We start from the raw sequence: 14,387 nt of genomic DNA, 5'->3' as shown, positions 1-14,387 counted from the left end.
AAATGAAAGGTATTACACAACTGCGAGTAGGAGATCCAGTCGATCAATTCTTACTGATTAAACAATCAACAAAAGGGGTTACTACGGTCGGGAAACCATTTATGTCTCTTGTCTTACAAGATAAAAGTGGCGATATTGAAGCGAAACTGTGGGATACAAATGATGAACACGAAAAGTTATTCGCTGCAAGTCAAATCGTTCGAGTTGGTGGAGAAATTCAAGACTATCGGGGGAAATTTCAACTTCGAGTAAAAAGTATTCGACCGGTCAAGTTGGAAGAATCGATTACAATAAATGATCTTGTTCCTTCTGCAGAGAAACCGAAAGAAGAATTGATGGAAGAGTTAATGCAGTATTTCTTTGAAATGAAAAATCCATTAATCCAACGAATTACTCGTCATTTATTAAAAAAACATCAAACGGCATTTATGACCTTTCCAGCTGCAACGAAAAATCACCATGATTATGCCTCTGGATTAATCGATCATGTTGTATCCATGTTGAAGCTCGGTAAAGCAATAAGTGATCTTTACCCAACACTCAATAAGGATCTATTATATGCAGGGATTATTTTGCATGATATAGGGAAGGTATTAGAGCTTTCCGGCCCCGTAGCTACAACGTATACAATCGAAGGTAACTTACTTGGCCATATTACCATAATGGTAAATGAAATTTCGAAGGCAGCAGAAGAACTCCAAATTGAAGGGGAAGAGGTAATGCTTCTTCAACATATGGTGCTTAGTCATCATGGAAAAGAAGAGTGGGGAAGCCCGAAACGTCCAATGGTTCGAGAAGCGGAAATGTTGCATTATATCGATAATATCGATGCAAAAATGAATATGCTAAATCGTGCATTAGACAAAACAAATCCTGGTGAGTTTTCGGAGCGCTTATTTGCCTTAGAAAACCGCTCATTTTATAAACCAACTTTTGAATAATAAAAAAGCGTAAGGGTGAACTGACCTAGCGATATGAGACACATATAAAACACCTATTTTAGGCTGCCGCAATGCCAAATTCTTTTGGTGTTAGGTAGCCTAATTTTTCTTGGATACGTTCTTCATTGTAATGATGAAGATATTCGTCAATTCGTTGTATAACGCAAATATTGCTCAATGAATTAAACTTAGTTAAATAAAATTCTTCTGTTTTTAAACTAGAATGATAGGATTCGATAACAGCGTTATCCCAACAGTTGCCGCGTCTGGACATGCTACTCACTAGATGATTCTCCTTCAAGCAATCCTGATACGCATATGATGTGTAAACACTCCCTTGATCAGAATGTACAATGACTTCCTGCGGATTTCCACGAGCTATCAATGCCTCTTTAAGCGTATCTATTACCAACGGTGTCTGTTGATGATTGTAGAGCTTATAAGCGACAATTTCATTATTATATAAATCCATGATCGTCGAAAGATATAAAGTGACGCTACCATATTGAATATACGTAATATCTGTTACCCATTTTTCATTCGGTTTACTAGCTGTAAAGTTACGATTCAATAAATTTGGGGCAATTACTACTGACTCTCCTTGTGATTTCCATTTTCGTTTTTGCTTCACTTTGCATTGAAGATTATACTTCTGCATGGTTTTCTGGACCGTATTGCGGTCTAATTCAATTCCATATTCTCTTTTCAATAACGCCTTAATTTTACGATGACCATTGCGGTATTTCGTTTTCTTGCATAGTTCGATGATTGCTTCTTCTGCTTTGGTTCGAACGTATTCTACACCTTCTGCTAACCAACGATAAAAGGTGGATCGAGGCACCTGAAGGGCTGACAGAATTGCCGTTACTGTATATTTTTTTCGATACTTTTCCACGATTTGAAGAACTAGCTGTTTTTCAACTCCTTTACCATTTCCATATACTTTTTTAGAATCTCATTCTCCATTTTCAAATGGTTCATTTGTGTATCTTTCTTCTCTTCTTCACTCTTAAATTCAGGTCCATGCCCAAATGAATATTGCTTCCCGATCGGTTGATCGAAACGATGAATTTCATTCGCTCTATACCATCTCATCCATGTCTCAATTTGAGATTTATTCTTAATTCCGTATTTCTCCATAATTTCTTTCGTCGTAAGATGACCGCTCATTTTATCTTTCACGACTGCCCATTTAATTTCACTTGAATACACGTTTTTGCCCATGCAAAAACACCTCCGATTTAAGTACTTGTTTTAAGTGTACCACTATCGAAGGTGTTTTATATTGTCTCATTATTTTAGGTTAGTCCAGGGCATATGACCCCTACGCTTTTTTTCTTTAAGAATATAATAGATTTAACGATTTAAAAAGTGTTGCAACATCTACACTCTAGAGCAAAGCTGTGAGTACGAATTATTTTGAGCTATCCGTTGTACCAGCATCTTTAGTAGTGTCAGCATTTGTTTCTTTTGGAGTATCCGCAGATTTTAAAATGCTGTCAAGTGCTGTTTTTAAGTCTTCATCTTTAATCTTGATATCAGCGTCTTTCATCATTTTTGCTACTTTTGGTAATAGCGTTGATTTATCCGCTTTTTCAAGTTTCAATTTTTTCTCAAGTTCAGCTTTTTTATCTTCAAATGATTCTTTAATCGTGCGTGTATCAGTTACTTCAATAATATGATAACCATATTCAGTTTTTACTGGATCACTAAATACGTTTTTCTTTAACTTAAATGCTACATCTTCGAATTCTGGAACCATTTGTCCTTTAGCAAACCAACCTAATTCCCCACCAGTTGATTGAGCTGCTTCTTCCGTCGAATATTTCTTTGCAACTTCTGCAAAGTCTTTACCTGATTCAAGCTCAGCTTTCACTTTTTTAGCTGTTGCTTCATCTTTTACTAAAACGTGACGGGCATTAATTTCAGTTTTAATCTTATCATATGCAGCTTTCACTTCATCATCTGATACTTTAATATCTTCAGTTAAAGCTTTTTCTTGCAATAAGTTAAGTTTTAAATATTTTTTGTAAGATTCTTCTGTATAGCCTTGTTGTGCAATCATAGCTTCGAAGTTGTCGCCTAATTTCTCTTTATCAGCTTTTAATTCTGCATCCACTTCTTCTTTGGACACTTTATACTTCGAGTCAAGTACCTTTTCAATCATTAGAAGTTGAAATGCTTGATCACCAATCGATGATTTCATTTCTTGATATAAGTCATTTTGCGTGATGTCTCCAACTTTAGAGGTAGCAATTATGTCACTGCTATTTGCAGAATTACTACATGCTCCTAAAGCAAGAACCGATGCTGCAAGTGTGAATGTTAATACTGTTTTTTTCATGAAATTCTCTCCTAACTTCTTCGTGCTGCAGTAGTTACTATAACATAAACGAAATAAAAATAAAAATGGTTCCCATTCATATGCCTACCGAGTTTTTAAAATAACGCATAGGATACATTGAAAAGGAGGTGTTTTAAATGGGTGGAGCATATGGCGGCGGCGGCGGTTACGGAGCTAACGGTTTTGCATTGTTGGTAGTACTATTTATTTTACTAGTCATAGTAGGAGCAGCATTTATCTACTAACGAAGGGACGGACTAAGATCGTGCACACGATCTTGGTTCCTCTTTTCCTCCAGATATGAACCAAAAGAAATGACCCATCATCATCTACATGACTTGGGTCAATTTTTTCTCTTAGGCAAATAGAATATAAATTTTTCTACATCATAGGTTTCCAAAACTCCGAGCGACTTCTGCTTTTCTTATACTGTATAAAATAATTCCACATAGAAACTAACAAGAAGAATCGTAATTAATATGTTAATTGTACGAAAAATCTTAGGATGTTTTTCTTCTGGAATTTCTTTTGACATTACTAATGCATATGTCATTCGATTAATTTGTAGCAAATAAAATGCTGAGAATAGAATCATCGTAAATATAATCATGTCTAGACTCCCTTCATATACTAGTAAGCATATCAAAGAAGTAATATAGTTTACAAGTAGTATATATTGTTAAGGATGAGTTGGAGCGATTAATATTTCATAACCCGCATCTGTTTCTTCAATAAGTGCCTGTTTTGGTGACTTACTTAAATTTTTCACATAGATTAAGTCTATTAAACAAATTCCACAATGATAAGCTAACAAGATTGTAAAGTAATGAGCAAATATAGGTGCTAATATTGCTGCGGTAACAAGGGCTATATTGATAAAAATAAATGGAGCCAATAATGAAAAAACAAATCTATTTTTATTAATTGGTTCAATTACACGCAATTGGAAGATAGGCAAAATACCATATCTTTTCTCCGTTATAAATCTTACTTTATCTCTGTATCGAAAAAGTGGGATAAAGTGTATTAATTTATGAAGTGGATAAATACATAAAAATGATAAAACAAATATCCAAAAATAATCGTCTGATTTAGTTGTATTATTGATAATTCCTAATAGAGCATATACGAATGAAAAAACGATAATTACAAGAAGAGAGGACAAAAGAAATAATCGGTCCAAACCGTATTGTTTTTTTACATTAATTGTTTTCCAGCAGTGCAAGTGTAAGCATCTCCTATACGTTGTTGGGTATCTATCAGATACATACAATACGATGTTTGCAAGGAAAAAGCAATACATAAAATATTAAAAAATGAGAGAGTGCTTTCAATTCACTGAGAATCCTCGTTTTTCGCAAATGTTTCATCAATATTTTTAATGGAACGTTCAAATATTTCCATAAAGTCGTCACCATAAATATTTCGAATGACTGCCATCACGTCTAAAAATTCTGGAAATTTACCGTATAGCTCCTTCATTGGAACAGAACCCTCAATCACTGAATGAGGTGTGTCATGATAGTTTTCATACATATCTTCCAACAGTAGTTTTCCTTTAGCAGTTACATTTACGTAAGTGTTGCGTTTATCAGATTCTCTTTTAGAAAAAGAAAGCAACCCACGGTCCTCTAGTTTTTTTGAAAAATTAAATGCAGTAGAAACATGCATAACTCCGAACTTTGCAATTTCAGAAATGGTTGCACCCTCTAAATGATAAGATATCCATAAAATATGATGTTCATTAATATTCAAGTCATAAGGTTTTATCCATACTTGCCAATCCTTTTCTACTGCTTTCCATAGCGCTTTTGAAAGCTGCGCAATACGCTGACTATACAGCATGGCTTCTTTCATCGTATAGGATCGTTCTGACATGTTTATCCCTTCTTTCCGCATTATTTTCTTTCGAATATTATAGCAAGAAAGTAAGTAAGTTGAAACAGAATAAAAAATGTTATTCATTACTTAATAAAAAAAGAGGTAATGCATTAATCAAGATCGACTAAGTGCATACCTCTTTTTTCTTATGGTTTAGGTAATGTTTTTTCTAATTCTTCTAGTGCTTGCTGAATAGAATTGATTTCCGATTGCAGTTGTTGTTGAATCGGAGCGGTTTCACTTTTCCATTGAGCAATACTTATTTTCAAATCATCGATAGTAGCAGGAACTACTTCTTTTGATTCCTTACTTAATAGACTAATGGAGCTTTTAAGACTTTGTAAGTGTGATTTAACATCGGATAACTTGTCCTTCACATCAAGGGAAGTAGACTTTATAGATGATCGAAGTTCGCCACCGGATTGTGGAGTGGAAAGAAGTACCGTAGTCGCCCCTACTAGTGCCCCTGTTGCAATTCCAAATAAGAAATGTGTTGCTTTCATTTTATTCACCCCTTGTTTAAATGTATTATTCCTTTCCTTGTCCTAATTAAAACATAATTTTCTAGACAAAAAAAGCTTTCCTTCGAAAAGGAAAGCAAGTATTTTAAACAGTAATAGCTGTTTCAAATTTCGTTCTTTTTATTATCTTTCCGATAATTGGATAGATGATGAAGAATGCTACTGCATTAATAGCGATGGCTGGAAGAACTACTGCAACTAAAAGGCCGACAAAAGGTATATCTGCGCCAATTAAGAAAATCGCACTTGATAAGAAAACTGTGCCAGAAACCAATGTACCCACACATGTTAGAATAATAGCTACTGCTAATTTATTTGCAACTGTGTGAAGTAACACTACCAATCCGAAGAAAACAAATGCAGTGACAAATTTATCAATGATATTTGGAACAAATCCTCCAGGGAATGTAGAAAACAAGCCAGATATAACACCTGTAGAAATCCCAAGTAAAAATACACTTTTCACATTAGGAAATAATAATATTCCGATAAACATCATTGTTAACATAAAGTCTGGTTTCATCCCACCATTAAATCCTGGGATTACAATATAAAGTACTGCACCGACACCGATCAGTAGTGACATTAAAACTAAATTTTTTGTATTCAATTCTCATCTCTCCTCAGCTATTTTTTTGTGAGATTCCTCTAACGTATCCTCTTGATCGTTAGCAAGAAACTTATCTATGATTGTATGTCTTTTTTTATATAAAAGCAACCACTAATTATTTAACTTTTCAAACAAATCTTTTGCTAGCGCTTGAATAGTTTCAGGTGTGAACATTTTCTCTTTTGTATTCCAAGTTGCACGGAAGCCATCTGTTTGATCGTATCGAGGAATGAAGTGTAAATGAAAATGGAAAACGCTTTGTCCAGCAGGAGCTCCATTATTATTTAAAAGGTTCATTCCAACAGGTCCATATGCTTCTTTTAATGCCGATGCAATTTTAGGAACAACTTTAAATAAATTACTTGCTTCCTCTTCTGATAAATCATATACATTTTCTTTATGATTTTTTGGAATAACGAGCGCATGTCCTTTTGTGAGGGGCATGATATCCATAAAAGCATATACATGCTCATCCTCATAAATTTTTGCACTTGGAATGGAACCATCAATTATTTTACAGAAAATACATTCACTCATGTGAAAACCTCCTATTCATTGTTACGAAAAGTTTAACATATAATAGGACATGTTTGTTTATTGAAAGAAGATTTTTCCTACTAGATTTGGTAAACTATTAAGAAGAGATGAGGTGCAGAAATGACAGTATTAGAAGTAAATAATGTAACAGGTGGCTATACGAGAAAACCAGTATTGCATGATCTAACTTTTTCGATAGGTAAAGGAGAATTAGTTGGGTTAATTGGATTGAATGGCGCAGGTAAGAGTACTACAATCAAGCATATTATTGGAACGATGAACGCAACACAAGGAGAAATTCGTTTAAATGGAAAAACAATGAAAGAAGACCCTGCAATCTATCGTTCTTCTTTTTCATATATTCCAGAAACTCCTGTTTTATATGATGAACTAACGTTGATGGAGCATCTACAACTTACAGCAATGGCATACAACTTAGATTCGTCTGTTTTTGAAGCACGAAAAGAATCTCTTTTAAAAGAGTTTCGAATGGAAAAGAGATTGAACTGGTTTCCAGCCCATTTTTCAAAAGGTATGCGACAAAAAGTAATGATAATGTGTGCTTTTTTAGTTAATCCTTCCTTATATATTATCGATGAGCCATTTGTTGGTTTAGATCCACTTGGTATTCAGTCACTACTCGACCAAATGAAAACGAGAAAAGAAGAAGGGGCATCTATACTGATGTCGACTCATATTCTATCTACTGCAGAAAAGTTTTGTGATCGAATTCTACTTTTACACAACGGAAAAATTAGGGCACAAGGAACGATGGATGATTTGCGGGCTGTATTTCATATGCCACATGCAACTTTGGATGATTTATATATTGAAATGACAAAGGAACAACAAGATGAAAAACTTGCGTGAAGTATGGAATATACGTTTCGTTTTTTATATAAATGAGTTGCAGAAATACTTAAAGTATATTATTTCTGGTCATATTGCGATTGTGCTTGTATTCGCTATAGGAGCAGGTGGATATGCATATAGTGAATGGCTTAAAACAGCGCCATCTGATTTTCCGGCTTTCTTACTTGTTGCCTTCTTATTAAGTTTATTTTTAATGATTAGTCCTCCTGTAACGTTAATGAAACATGCAGATGGAGTCTATTTTCTACCATTAGAAATAAAGCTGAACGAGTATTTTAAGCTTGCTTTAAGGTGGACATACTTTTCTAGTGTCTTTGTTTCGTTAGCAGTTTTTGTTGTTTCTATTCCACTACTAACTAAAATCGGCAGCATGTCAAAAAAGGAGATATTTATTCTCTTTTTAGTTGTGCTAGTGTTGAAAGTTTGGAACATATTTGTTGAATTTAACTATCGTTGGGCAGCGAATGGGAAATATGTATGGATGGACCGTTTCGTACGTTTTCTTTTATTAATGGCAGCGTTGTACTTCCTAATGAGTGGTTATTATACTATAGCAATAGGGATTGCGATTATAGGATTGGTTTACCTTATTGTTTGGCAAAAGAAAAAGAAAGATATGCCTTTTCCCTTCGATCATTTTATAGAAGTAGAACAGTCGCGTATGATGCGATTTTATCGATTTGCTAATTACTTCACAGATGTTCCACATATAAGAGGCAAGAAGAAAAGAAGAAAATGGCTAGATGCTTTTTATGCGTTTGCACCATATGCGCAAAAGAATGCTCAATTTTATTTAATACTGCGTACGTTTATACGAACAGATGATTATTTTTATTTATGGGTTAGACTAACTTTTTTATCTACTCTAGGGGCAATCTTCATTCCATTTCCTGTCGTAGCGATTATTTTTACAAGTGCTCTTTCATTTGCGACGGTTATCCAGTTGAAACATGCGCTTCTCTCCGGTCATGAATTCCGAATGGATTTGTTATTTCCGATCGACCCGGATGCTAGAAAGCTAGCTGTAAATAAATTGCTTCGCATCATTCAATTTGTACAAGCACTATTTGTTTTACTAGGAATACTGATTCAAGGGGAATATACACTTCTCAAGATGCTTGTACCAGTAGCGGTATATGTAGTATCCGAACTTACACTTCGCATGAGTAAAAAATAAGAAAAAGGCTGTCAGCGTTTGACAGCCTTTTTCTTATTTTTGTGTTTGGTATTTCATAGCCGCGGTACCTAATGTTTTCGCAGCAATAAGCATTGCACGTTCATCAAAGTCAAACTTTGGACTGTGATGTGGGTAAACTTCTCCTTCTGGCATTGCACCTGTGAAGAAAAATGTTCCCGGAATTTTCTCCATGTAGTAGCCAAAATCTTCTCCAATCATATGAAGAATCGATTCTTCTACTTTCTCTACACCTGGGACTTCTTTTGCAACTATCTCTAGAAAATCTGTTTCCGTTTGATGGTTGATAACTGGTGGATACCCTCTGTCATAAGTGAATGCATAGGTACAATCAGCTGTCATACAAGTACCTTTAATTACTCGTTCTAGTTCATGTTCCATTAAATTACGAATTTCTGGATTAAAAGTTCGTACCGTTCCTGAAAGTTTTGCAGAATCTGCAATGATATTAAAAGCATTTTCGGCTACAAATGATCCAACAGAAAGAACTGCGGCTTCGGTTGGATTGACTCTTCTTGAAACTAATTGTTGCAAGTTTACAACTAACTGAGAAGCGATTACGATTGCATCTTTTGATTGATGAGGATTAGCTCCGTGTCCACCTCTACCTTGAATGACTATTTCAAATCGATCAGCCGCAGCCATGATAGCACCGGATTTATATTCAATTGTGCCAAGAGGAGTTAATGACCATAAATGAGTACCGAAAATAACGTCCACACCTTCTAAACACCCCGCATCAATCATTGGTTTAGCTCCACCAGGTGCATATTCTTCCGCATGTTGATGGATAAAAACATATTCTCCTGTTAGCTGCTCTTTTAATTCATTTATCGTGCGTGCAAGAATAAGAAGTGCTGCGGTATGCCCATCATGTCCACATGCATGCATGACACCAGCTACTGTAGATTTATATTCTACATCTTTTTCATCTTGGATTGGTAGTGCATCAAAGTCTGCACGAAGCGCCACTGTTTTACCAGGTAAAGATCCTTTAATTCTTGCAACCACACCATTTCCGCCAACGTTTGCTTGAAAAGGAATCGCTAAATCTGTATAAAAGTCTTGAATATACTTCGCCGTTTTTGTTTCTTGAAACGAAACTTCTGGGTGCATATGTAAATAACGACGAATTGCAACCATATCCTTAAAAGAATTCTCCAGTTTTTCTATGAAAGCTAATGTCATATGTTATGCCCTCCTGTAATTGCTTTTTACTAGATTATAGCAGAAAAAAAGAAGCCTTATTATCTAGGCTTCATCTGTAGTAGATTTATATGTAGCAACGTAAGGCGCGCTTGTAAAGATATGTTGTTTATCAGCGACATGGTCAAAATTCAATGATACTGATTTTTCCCATACTTCAAAGCTGCTCGGACCAGACCACTCTGTTAAAATAATATACGTATCAGATTTAATTGGTTTTAATACACGAAGTGCTATAAAACCGGGTTCTTTTTCAACAGTACTAGTTAGTTTGGTATACTGAAATTCGAATATAGGACGACCTTCATCCGAGACAGGAATATGTTGCAATACGAAATAGCCTTTTTCAGAAAAGTTCCCATACGATTCAAGTACTTCGTATTCCCGAGGTACTTGAAAAAAAGACTTGCCAGTTGTTTCGTGAATTAGAATCGAATTACCTACACCATGTAGAAGAAATAATTCCTCATTTACGTGTTTCTTTTTAATTGTTTCCATAAATTCAGGAGTACCTGATGTCATGTATATGTTCATTTAAATTCCTCCTATCATCGTTAATATTACTTTTCCCATTAAAGTCAATTTAAAAACCCTTTCTTCGAATAAAGACTGGAAATACAGGACAAATTTATGACAATTACACTATATACCTATACAATAGGAATAAGAACGTCTATAGTGAAAACGTATATTTGAATATAACCGTTATTTAGAAGAAAGGCAGGAAATGATAATGACAACTTTTAACGATACATTACTACGTGCAGCTCGTGGAGAAGCCGTAGATCACACACCAGTATGGTACATGAGGCAAGCAGGTCGTTCGCAACCAGAGTATAGAAAAATTAAAGAAAAATACTCATTAGAACAAATTACGCATGAACCGGAGCTTTGTGCTTATGTAACACGCCTTCCAGTAGAGAATTACAATGTAGATGCAGCAATCTTATATAAAGATATCGTAACACCTTTACCAGGTATTGGGGTAGATGTAAAAATAAAAGCGGGTGTTGGCCCAGTCATTTCGAATCCAATTCGTACAGTACAAGATGTATATAATCTTGGCGATTTATCACCAGAAGATGACGTACCTTTTGTGTTAGAAACGATTAAATTGCTAACGACTGAACAATTAAACGTTCCATTAATCGGATTTGCAGGGGCACCGTTTACCCTCTCCAGTTATATGATTGAAGGCGGACCATCTAAAAGCTATAACAAAACAAAAGCCTTTATGGTATCAGAGCCTCAAGCATGGTTTGCGTTAATGGATAAACTTGCTGATATGATCATTGTCTATATAAAAGCACAAGTGAAAGCAGGAGCGAAAGCAATTCAAATTTTTGATTCATGGGTTGGAGCTTTAAATGTAGCAGATTATCGTATTTTTATTAAACCAGTAATGACTCGTATTTTCACGGAACTTCGTGAACTAGGTGTTCCACTTATTACGTTTGGTGTAGGAGCAAGTCATTTGGCTATGGAATGGAACGACCTACCAGTGGATGTAGTTGGACTCGATTGGCGTTTATCAATTGAAGAAGCCCGTGCGAAAGGGATTACGAAAACACTTCAAGGAAACCTCGATCCATCCTATTTGGTTGGGGATTGGGCTGAAATCGAGAAACGTGCAAAAGTAATTGTAGAGCAAGGGGTAGCGCAACCTGGACACATCTTTAATATTGGTCATGGCGTATTCCCAGAAGTTAATCCAGATACATTAAAACGTTTAACAGCATTTGTGCATGAATATAGTAAAGAACTTATTGCTGCAAAATCAAACTAGAGGTGATAATGATGAAAAAAACAATGGGATTATTAGTAATGGCTTATGGAACTCCGTACACAGAAGCAGATATTGAACGCTACTACACACATATTCGTCATGGTCGTAAACCAAGCGATGAACAACTAGCAGACTTAACTGGTCGTTACCAAGCAATCGGTGGAATTTCTCCACTTGCAAAAATTACTGAAAACCAAGCAAAAGGTCTTTGTGATCGTTTGAATGAAGTGCAGGATGAAATCGAATTTAAATTATATATTGGCTTAAAACATATTGAACCTTTCTTAGAAGATGCAGTTGCGGCAATGCATAAAGACGGTATTACAGAAGCAGTTTCTATGGTGTTAGCACCTCATTTTTCTACATTCTCTGTTAAATCATATAATGGACGAATCAAAGAAGAAGCGGAGAAACTAGGTAACTTAACGATTACTTCAGTAGAGAGTTGGTACAAGGAGCCCAAATTCATCCAATACTGGACAGAAAAAGTACGCGATGCTTTTGCAGGAATGTCTGAAGCAGAGCGCGAGAAAGCATGTTTAATCGTTTCTGCCCACTCACTCCCTGAAAAAATTAAAGAATTGGGAGATCCTTACCCAGACCAATTAAAAGAAACAGCTGATTTAATTGCGCAAGCAGCAGGCGTTAAAAATTATGCAGTAGGCTGGCAAAGTGCTGGACAAACTCCAGAACCTTGGATTGGCCCAGATGTGCAAGATTTAACACGAGAATTATATGAAGAAAAAGGATTTAATACATTTATATATACTCCAGTTGGATTCGTAGCAGAACATTTAGAAGTACTGTACGATAACGACTATGAATGTAAAGTTGTCTGTGATGAAATTGGTGCAACCTATATCCGTCCAGCAATGCCAAATGATCAACCTCTCTTCGTCGATGCAATGGCAGACGTTGTGTTAAAACATCTTCGTGCATAAACTAAATGGAAAAACCTCTAGCGTATCCCGCTAGAGGTTTTTAGCTTAAAGAAACTAGGAACCTCAGAAAATATCGGAGTATCTCAGAAAATCCCGAGTGTATCTCGGAAAATCATCGATTATTTCAGAAAACGCGGAGTATCTCAGAAAATCATAGAGTATCTCATAAAATCTCGAAGAATCTCAGAAAATCATAGAGTATCTCAGAAAATCTCGAAGTATCTCAGAAAATCATAGAGTATCTCATAAAATCTCAAAGTATCTCAGAAAACGCGGAGTATCTCACAAAATCTCGAAGTATCTCGGAAAATCTCGGAGTATCTCATAAAATCTCAAAGTATCTCAGAAAACGCGGAGTATCTCACAAAATCTCGAAGTATCTCGGAAAATCTCGGAGTATCTCAGAAAATCCCGAGTGTATCTCATAAAATCATGGAGTATCTCATAAAATCTCGAAGTATCTCAGAAAACGCGGAGTATCTCACAAAATCTCGAAGTATCTCAGAAAATCCAGAGTGTATGTCAGAAAACCTCTATATTCTTTCTATAAGCACTCTTTCTGGCATTATTTACGTTAATTAAATTGCATTTTTTAAGCATATAGTATGCTTCATGTGTCGAGGAAAAACCGAAGAATTCCTTGCATTCGATGGTAGTAATGGAATCTTTGACTAAGATAAAATAATCATTGATATTATGCGTTATCGGGTTTCTGTCATTGGATTCACATTTTGTGCACTTCCATGTTTTATTGGAAATCTTATATAAAATATTGCCGCAGAGATTGCATAAAAGGCCTTTGATAAGGGACTCGGGGGAAATTCTCCATCTGTCGCAAAGGGATTTTCGCTGCATCTCATGTTGCTTTAATTGAATTCTCCTAATTAGATCATTAAATTGAGAAGTATCTATCCTATCTTCTTTTTGATTCAATTGATGAATATAAGTGGAGAGATTCTTTCTGAAGAAAATAGGCTCGTCCATTGGAACATTTTCTAATATTACTCGGTTGGAAGAAAAAACGATTGCCTTAAAAATTGGTAGTGGAAGTCGCAGTTGTTCAAGTGCTTGTATATGTCTATTGATCTGGGAAATTGGACATTCAAAAGGAGTTTTTACCCCGTCGAGGGTTCGGATAGTTTGTCCATTGTGCTTTTGGAAGGTAATGGTTCCAACTATATTTTTTACTTCAATAACGAGTAGATACTTTTTAGTAATAATTAGAGTATCCATCTGAATGTAGAGATGGTTATGAATTTTCAAGTGGACATCTGTTAAAATGCAAGAATGGGGAGGAAAGATTAATTCTAACAAAGTGTTATCTACTAATTTTTCACCAAAATAGCCAGCCTCTATTTGATGGAACTTTTTTTCTACCTCCTTTTTACTGGAATGGGATGGTTCTAGTCGCAAGAGTAATCGACTAAGTTCTATATAGGATTGGGGAAAATTTCGCAAGATAATTTGTATCACCACCTTTCCGTCATTATAACAAGAGAGTTAATATTCTCCAAATCGAGATAATTTAATTTTGAATCGTTTTTTCCAATAC

Annotated in this window: 17 protein-coding genes; 6 read left to right on the top strand and 11 right to left on the bottom strand. The window is 35.4% G+C overall.

Annotated elements, in window-relative coordinates; translation table 11 throughout:
* Positions 1-2 precede the first annotated feature (2 nt).
* Positions 3-941 carry a 3'-5' exoribonuclease YhaM gene (gene yhaM, locus ACEPXG_RS14315; RefSeq protein WP_391203745.1) on the top strand — a complete coding sequence of 313 codons (939 nt, stop codon included), beginning with the start codon at positions 3-5 and terminating at the stop codon, positions 939-941.
* A 58-nt stretch (positions 942-999) separates the two neighbouring features.
* Here yhaM and ACEPXG_RS14310 read toward each other — a convergent pair.
* Both ACEPXG_RS14310 and ACEPXG_RS14305 read right to left on the bottom strand, forming a co-directional pair.
* A protein-coding gene (locus ACEPXG_RS14310; protein WP_391202224.1) for an IS3 family transposase occupies positions 1,000-2,165 on the bottom strand; the annotation gives its coding sequence in 2 pieces (ribosomal slippage) (positions 1,000-1,889 and positions 1,889-2,165; 1,167 coding nt in all).
* A gap of 190 nt (positions 2,166-2,355) precedes the next feature.
* Positions 2,356-3,285 (bottom strand): peptidylprolyl isomerase, encoded by a 930-nt coding sequence (locus ACEPXG_RS14305; RefSeq protein ID WP_391203742.1) that lies wholly within the window; start codon positions 3,283-3,285, stop codon positions 2,356-2,358.
* A gap of 137 nt (positions 3,286-3,422) precedes the next feature.
* On the opposite strand from ACEPXG_RS14305, the gene ACEPXG_RS14300 reads away from it, so the two are divergent.
* Positions 3,423-3,530 carry a YjcZ family sporulation protein gene (locus ACEPXG_RS14300; RefSeq protein ID WP_151701005.1) on the top strand — a complete coding sequence of 36 codons (108 nt, stop codon included), beginning with the start codon at positions 3,423-3,425 and terminating at the stop codon, positions 3,528-3,530.
* Positions 3,531-3,709: 179 nt separating this feature from the next.
* Here ACEPXG_RS14300 and ACEPXG_RS14295 read toward each other — a convergent pair whose 3' ends face one another.
* The 6 genes from ACEPXG_RS14295 to ACEPXG_RS14270 form a co-directional block, all read right to left on the bottom strand.
* Entirely contained in the window at positions 3,710-3,895 is a 186-nt protein-coding gene (locus ACEPXG_RS14295; RefSeq protein WP_391203739.1) for a hypothetical protein, read from the bottom strand.
* A gap of 69 nt (positions 3,896-3,964) precedes the next feature.
* Positions 3,965-4,510, bottom strand: coding sequence for a DUF3267 domain-containing protein (locus tag ACEPXG_RS14290; RefSeq protein WP_151701003.1), 546 nt, complete (start codon positions 4,508-4,510; stop codon positions 3,965-3,967).
* Between the two features lie 110 nt (positions 4,511-4,620).
* Positions 4,621-5,169 carry an HTH-type transcriptional regulator Hpr gene (locus ACEPXG_RS14285; protein WP_391209932.1) on the bottom strand — a complete coding sequence of 183 codons (549 nt, stop codon included), beginning with the start codon at positions 5,167-5,169 and terminating at the stop codon, positions 4,621-4,623.
* A 143-nt stretch (positions 5,170-5,312) separates the two neighbouring features.
* Complete coding sequence (locus tag ACEPXG_RS14280; RefSeq protein ID WP_391203735.1) at positions 5,313-5,669, bottom strand: YtxH domain-containing protein; 357 nt, start codon at positions 5,667-5,669, stop codon at positions 5,313-5,315.
* Between the two features lie 103 nt (positions 5,670-5,772).
* The gene (locus ACEPXG_RS14275; RefSeq protein ID WP_391203733.1) at positions 5,773-6,297 is read right to left on the bottom strand and encodes a tryptophan transporter; all 525 of its coding nucleotides are present in this window, start codon (positions 6,295-6,297) and stop codon (positions 5,773-5,775) included.
* Positions 6,298-6,408: 111 nt separating this feature from the next.
* Entirely contained in the window at positions 6,409-6,834 is a 426-nt protein-coding gene (locus ACEPXG_RS14270; protein WP_391203731.1) for an HIT family protein, read from the bottom strand.
* Positions 6,835-6,954: 120 nt separating this feature from the next.
* Between ACEPXG_RS14270 and ACEPXG_RS14265 the strand changes: the two genes are divergently transcribed.
* Complete coding sequence (locus ACEPXG_RS14265) at positions 6,955-7,704, top strand: ABC transporter ATP-binding protein (RefSeq protein ID WP_391203729.1); 750 nt, start codon at positions 6,955-6,957, stop codon at positions 7,702-7,704.
* Positions 7,688-8,884, top strand: a complete 1,197-nt coding sequence (locus ACEPXG_RS14260) for an ABC transporter permease (RefSeq protein ID WP_391203727.1) — start codon at positions 7,688-7,690, stop codon at positions 8,882-8,884. The genes ACEPXG_RS14265 and ACEPXG_RS14260 overlap by 17 nt, the downstream gene beginning before the upstream one ends.
* Positions 8,885-8,917: 33 nt before the next feature.
* On the opposite strand, the gene ACEPXG_RS14255 is transcribed toward ACEPXG_RS14260, so the two are convergent.
* Both ACEPXG_RS14255 and ACEPXG_RS14250 read right to left on the bottom strand, forming a co-directional pair.
* Positions 8,918-10,090 (bottom strand): M20 metallopeptidase family protein, encoded by a 1,173-nt coding sequence (locus ACEPXG_RS14255; RefSeq protein WP_391203725.1) that lies wholly within the window; start codon positions 10,088-10,090, stop codon positions 8,918-8,920.
* A 63-nt stretch (positions 10,091-10,153) separates the two neighbouring features.
* Entirely contained in the window at positions 10,154-10,642 is a 489-nt protein-coding gene (locus tag ACEPXG_RS14250) for an antibiotic biosynthesis monooxygenase family protein (protein ID WP_391203723.1), read from the bottom strand.
* 199 nt (positions 10,643-10,841) lie between these two features.
* Between ACEPXG_RS14250 and hemE the strand changes: the two genes are divergently transcribed.
* Together hemE and hemH are read left to right on the top strand one after the other, a co-directional pair.
* A complete protein-coding gene (gene hemE / locus ACEPXG_RS14245) occupies positions 10,842-11,894 on the top strand; it encodes a uroporphyrinogen decarboxylase (protein ID WP_391203720.1) in 1,053 nt (350 codons plus the stop codon).
* An 8-nt stretch (positions 11,895-11,902) separates the two neighbouring features.
* On the top strand, positions 11,903-12,835 hold the full coding sequence (hemH, locus tag ACEPXG_RS14240) for a ferrochelatase (RefSeq protein WP_391203717.1): 933 nt from the start codon (positions 11,903-11,905) through the stop codon (positions 12,833-12,835).
* A gap of 522 nt (positions 12,836-13,357) precedes the next feature.
* Here hemH and ACEPXG_RS14235 read toward each other — a convergent pair.
* The gene (locus tag ACEPXG_RS14235; RefSeq protein ID WP_391203714.1) at positions 13,358-14,293 is read right to left on the bottom strand and encodes a nuclease-related domain-containing protein; all 936 of its coding nucleotides are present in this window, start codon (positions 14,291-14,293) and stop codon (positions 13,358-13,360) included.
* Positions 14,294-14,387: the final 94 nt, after the last annotated feature.

The organism is Psychrobacillus sp. L4, from assembly GCF_042944905.1.
Taxonomy (GTDB): Bacteria; Bacillota; Bacilli; order Bacillales_A; family Planococcaceae; genus Psychrobacillus.
The sequence above is the reverse complement of the archived record's forward strand: the minus strand, read 5'-3'. Positions and strand labels throughout refer to the sequence as shown.

Excerpts from the sequence above, each read along its gene's own strand:
- yhaM (WP_391203745.1), top strand. The coding sequence starts at position 3 with ATGAAAGGTATTACACAACTGCGAGTAGGAGATCCAGTCGATCAATTC.
- ACEPXG_RS14305 (WP_391203742.1), bottom strand. The coding sequence starts at position 3,285 with ATGAAAAAAACAGTATTAACATTCACACTTGCAGCATCGGTTCTTGCT.
- ACEPXG_RS14300 (WP_151701005.1), top strand. The coding sequence starts at position 3,423 with ATGGGTGGAGCATATGGCGGCGGCGGCGGTTACGGAGCTAACGGTTTT.
- ACEPXG_RS14295 (WP_391203739.1), bottom strand. The coding sequence starts at position 3,895 with ATGATTATATTTACGATGATTCTATTCTCAGCATTTTATTTGCTACAA.
- ACEPXG_RS14280 (WP_391203735.1), bottom strand. The coding sequence starts at position 5,669 with ATGAAAGCAACACATTTCTTATTTGGAATTGCAACAGGGGCACTAGTA.
- ACEPXG_RS14270 (WP_391203731.1), bottom strand. The coding sequence starts at position 6,834 with ATGAGTGAATGTATTTTCTGTAAAATAATTGATGGTTCCATTCCAAGT.
- ACEPXG_RS14265 (WP_391203729.1), top strand. The coding sequence starts at position 6,955 with ATGACAGTATTAGAAGTAAATAATGTAACAGGTGGCTATACGAGAAAA.
- ACEPXG_RS14260 (WP_391203727.1), top strand. The coding sequence starts at position 7,688 with ATGAAAAACTTGCGTGAAGTATGGAATATACGTTTCGTTTTTTATATA.
- ACEPXG_RS14255 (WP_391203725.1), bottom strand. The coding sequence starts at position 10,090 with ATGACATTAGCTTTCATAGAAAAACTGGAGAATTCTTTTAAGGATATG.
- ACEPXG_RS14250 (WP_391203723.1), bottom strand. The coding sequence starts at position 10,642 with ATGAACATATACATGACATCAGGTACTCCTGAATTTATGGAAACAATT.
- hemE (WP_391203720.1), top strand. The coding sequence starts at position 10,842 with ATGACAACTTTTAACGATACATTACTACGTGCAGCTCGTGGAGAAGCC.
- hemH (WP_391203717.1), top strand. The coding sequence starts at position 11,903 with ATGATGAAAAAAACAATGGGATTATTAGTAATGGCTTATGGAACTCCG.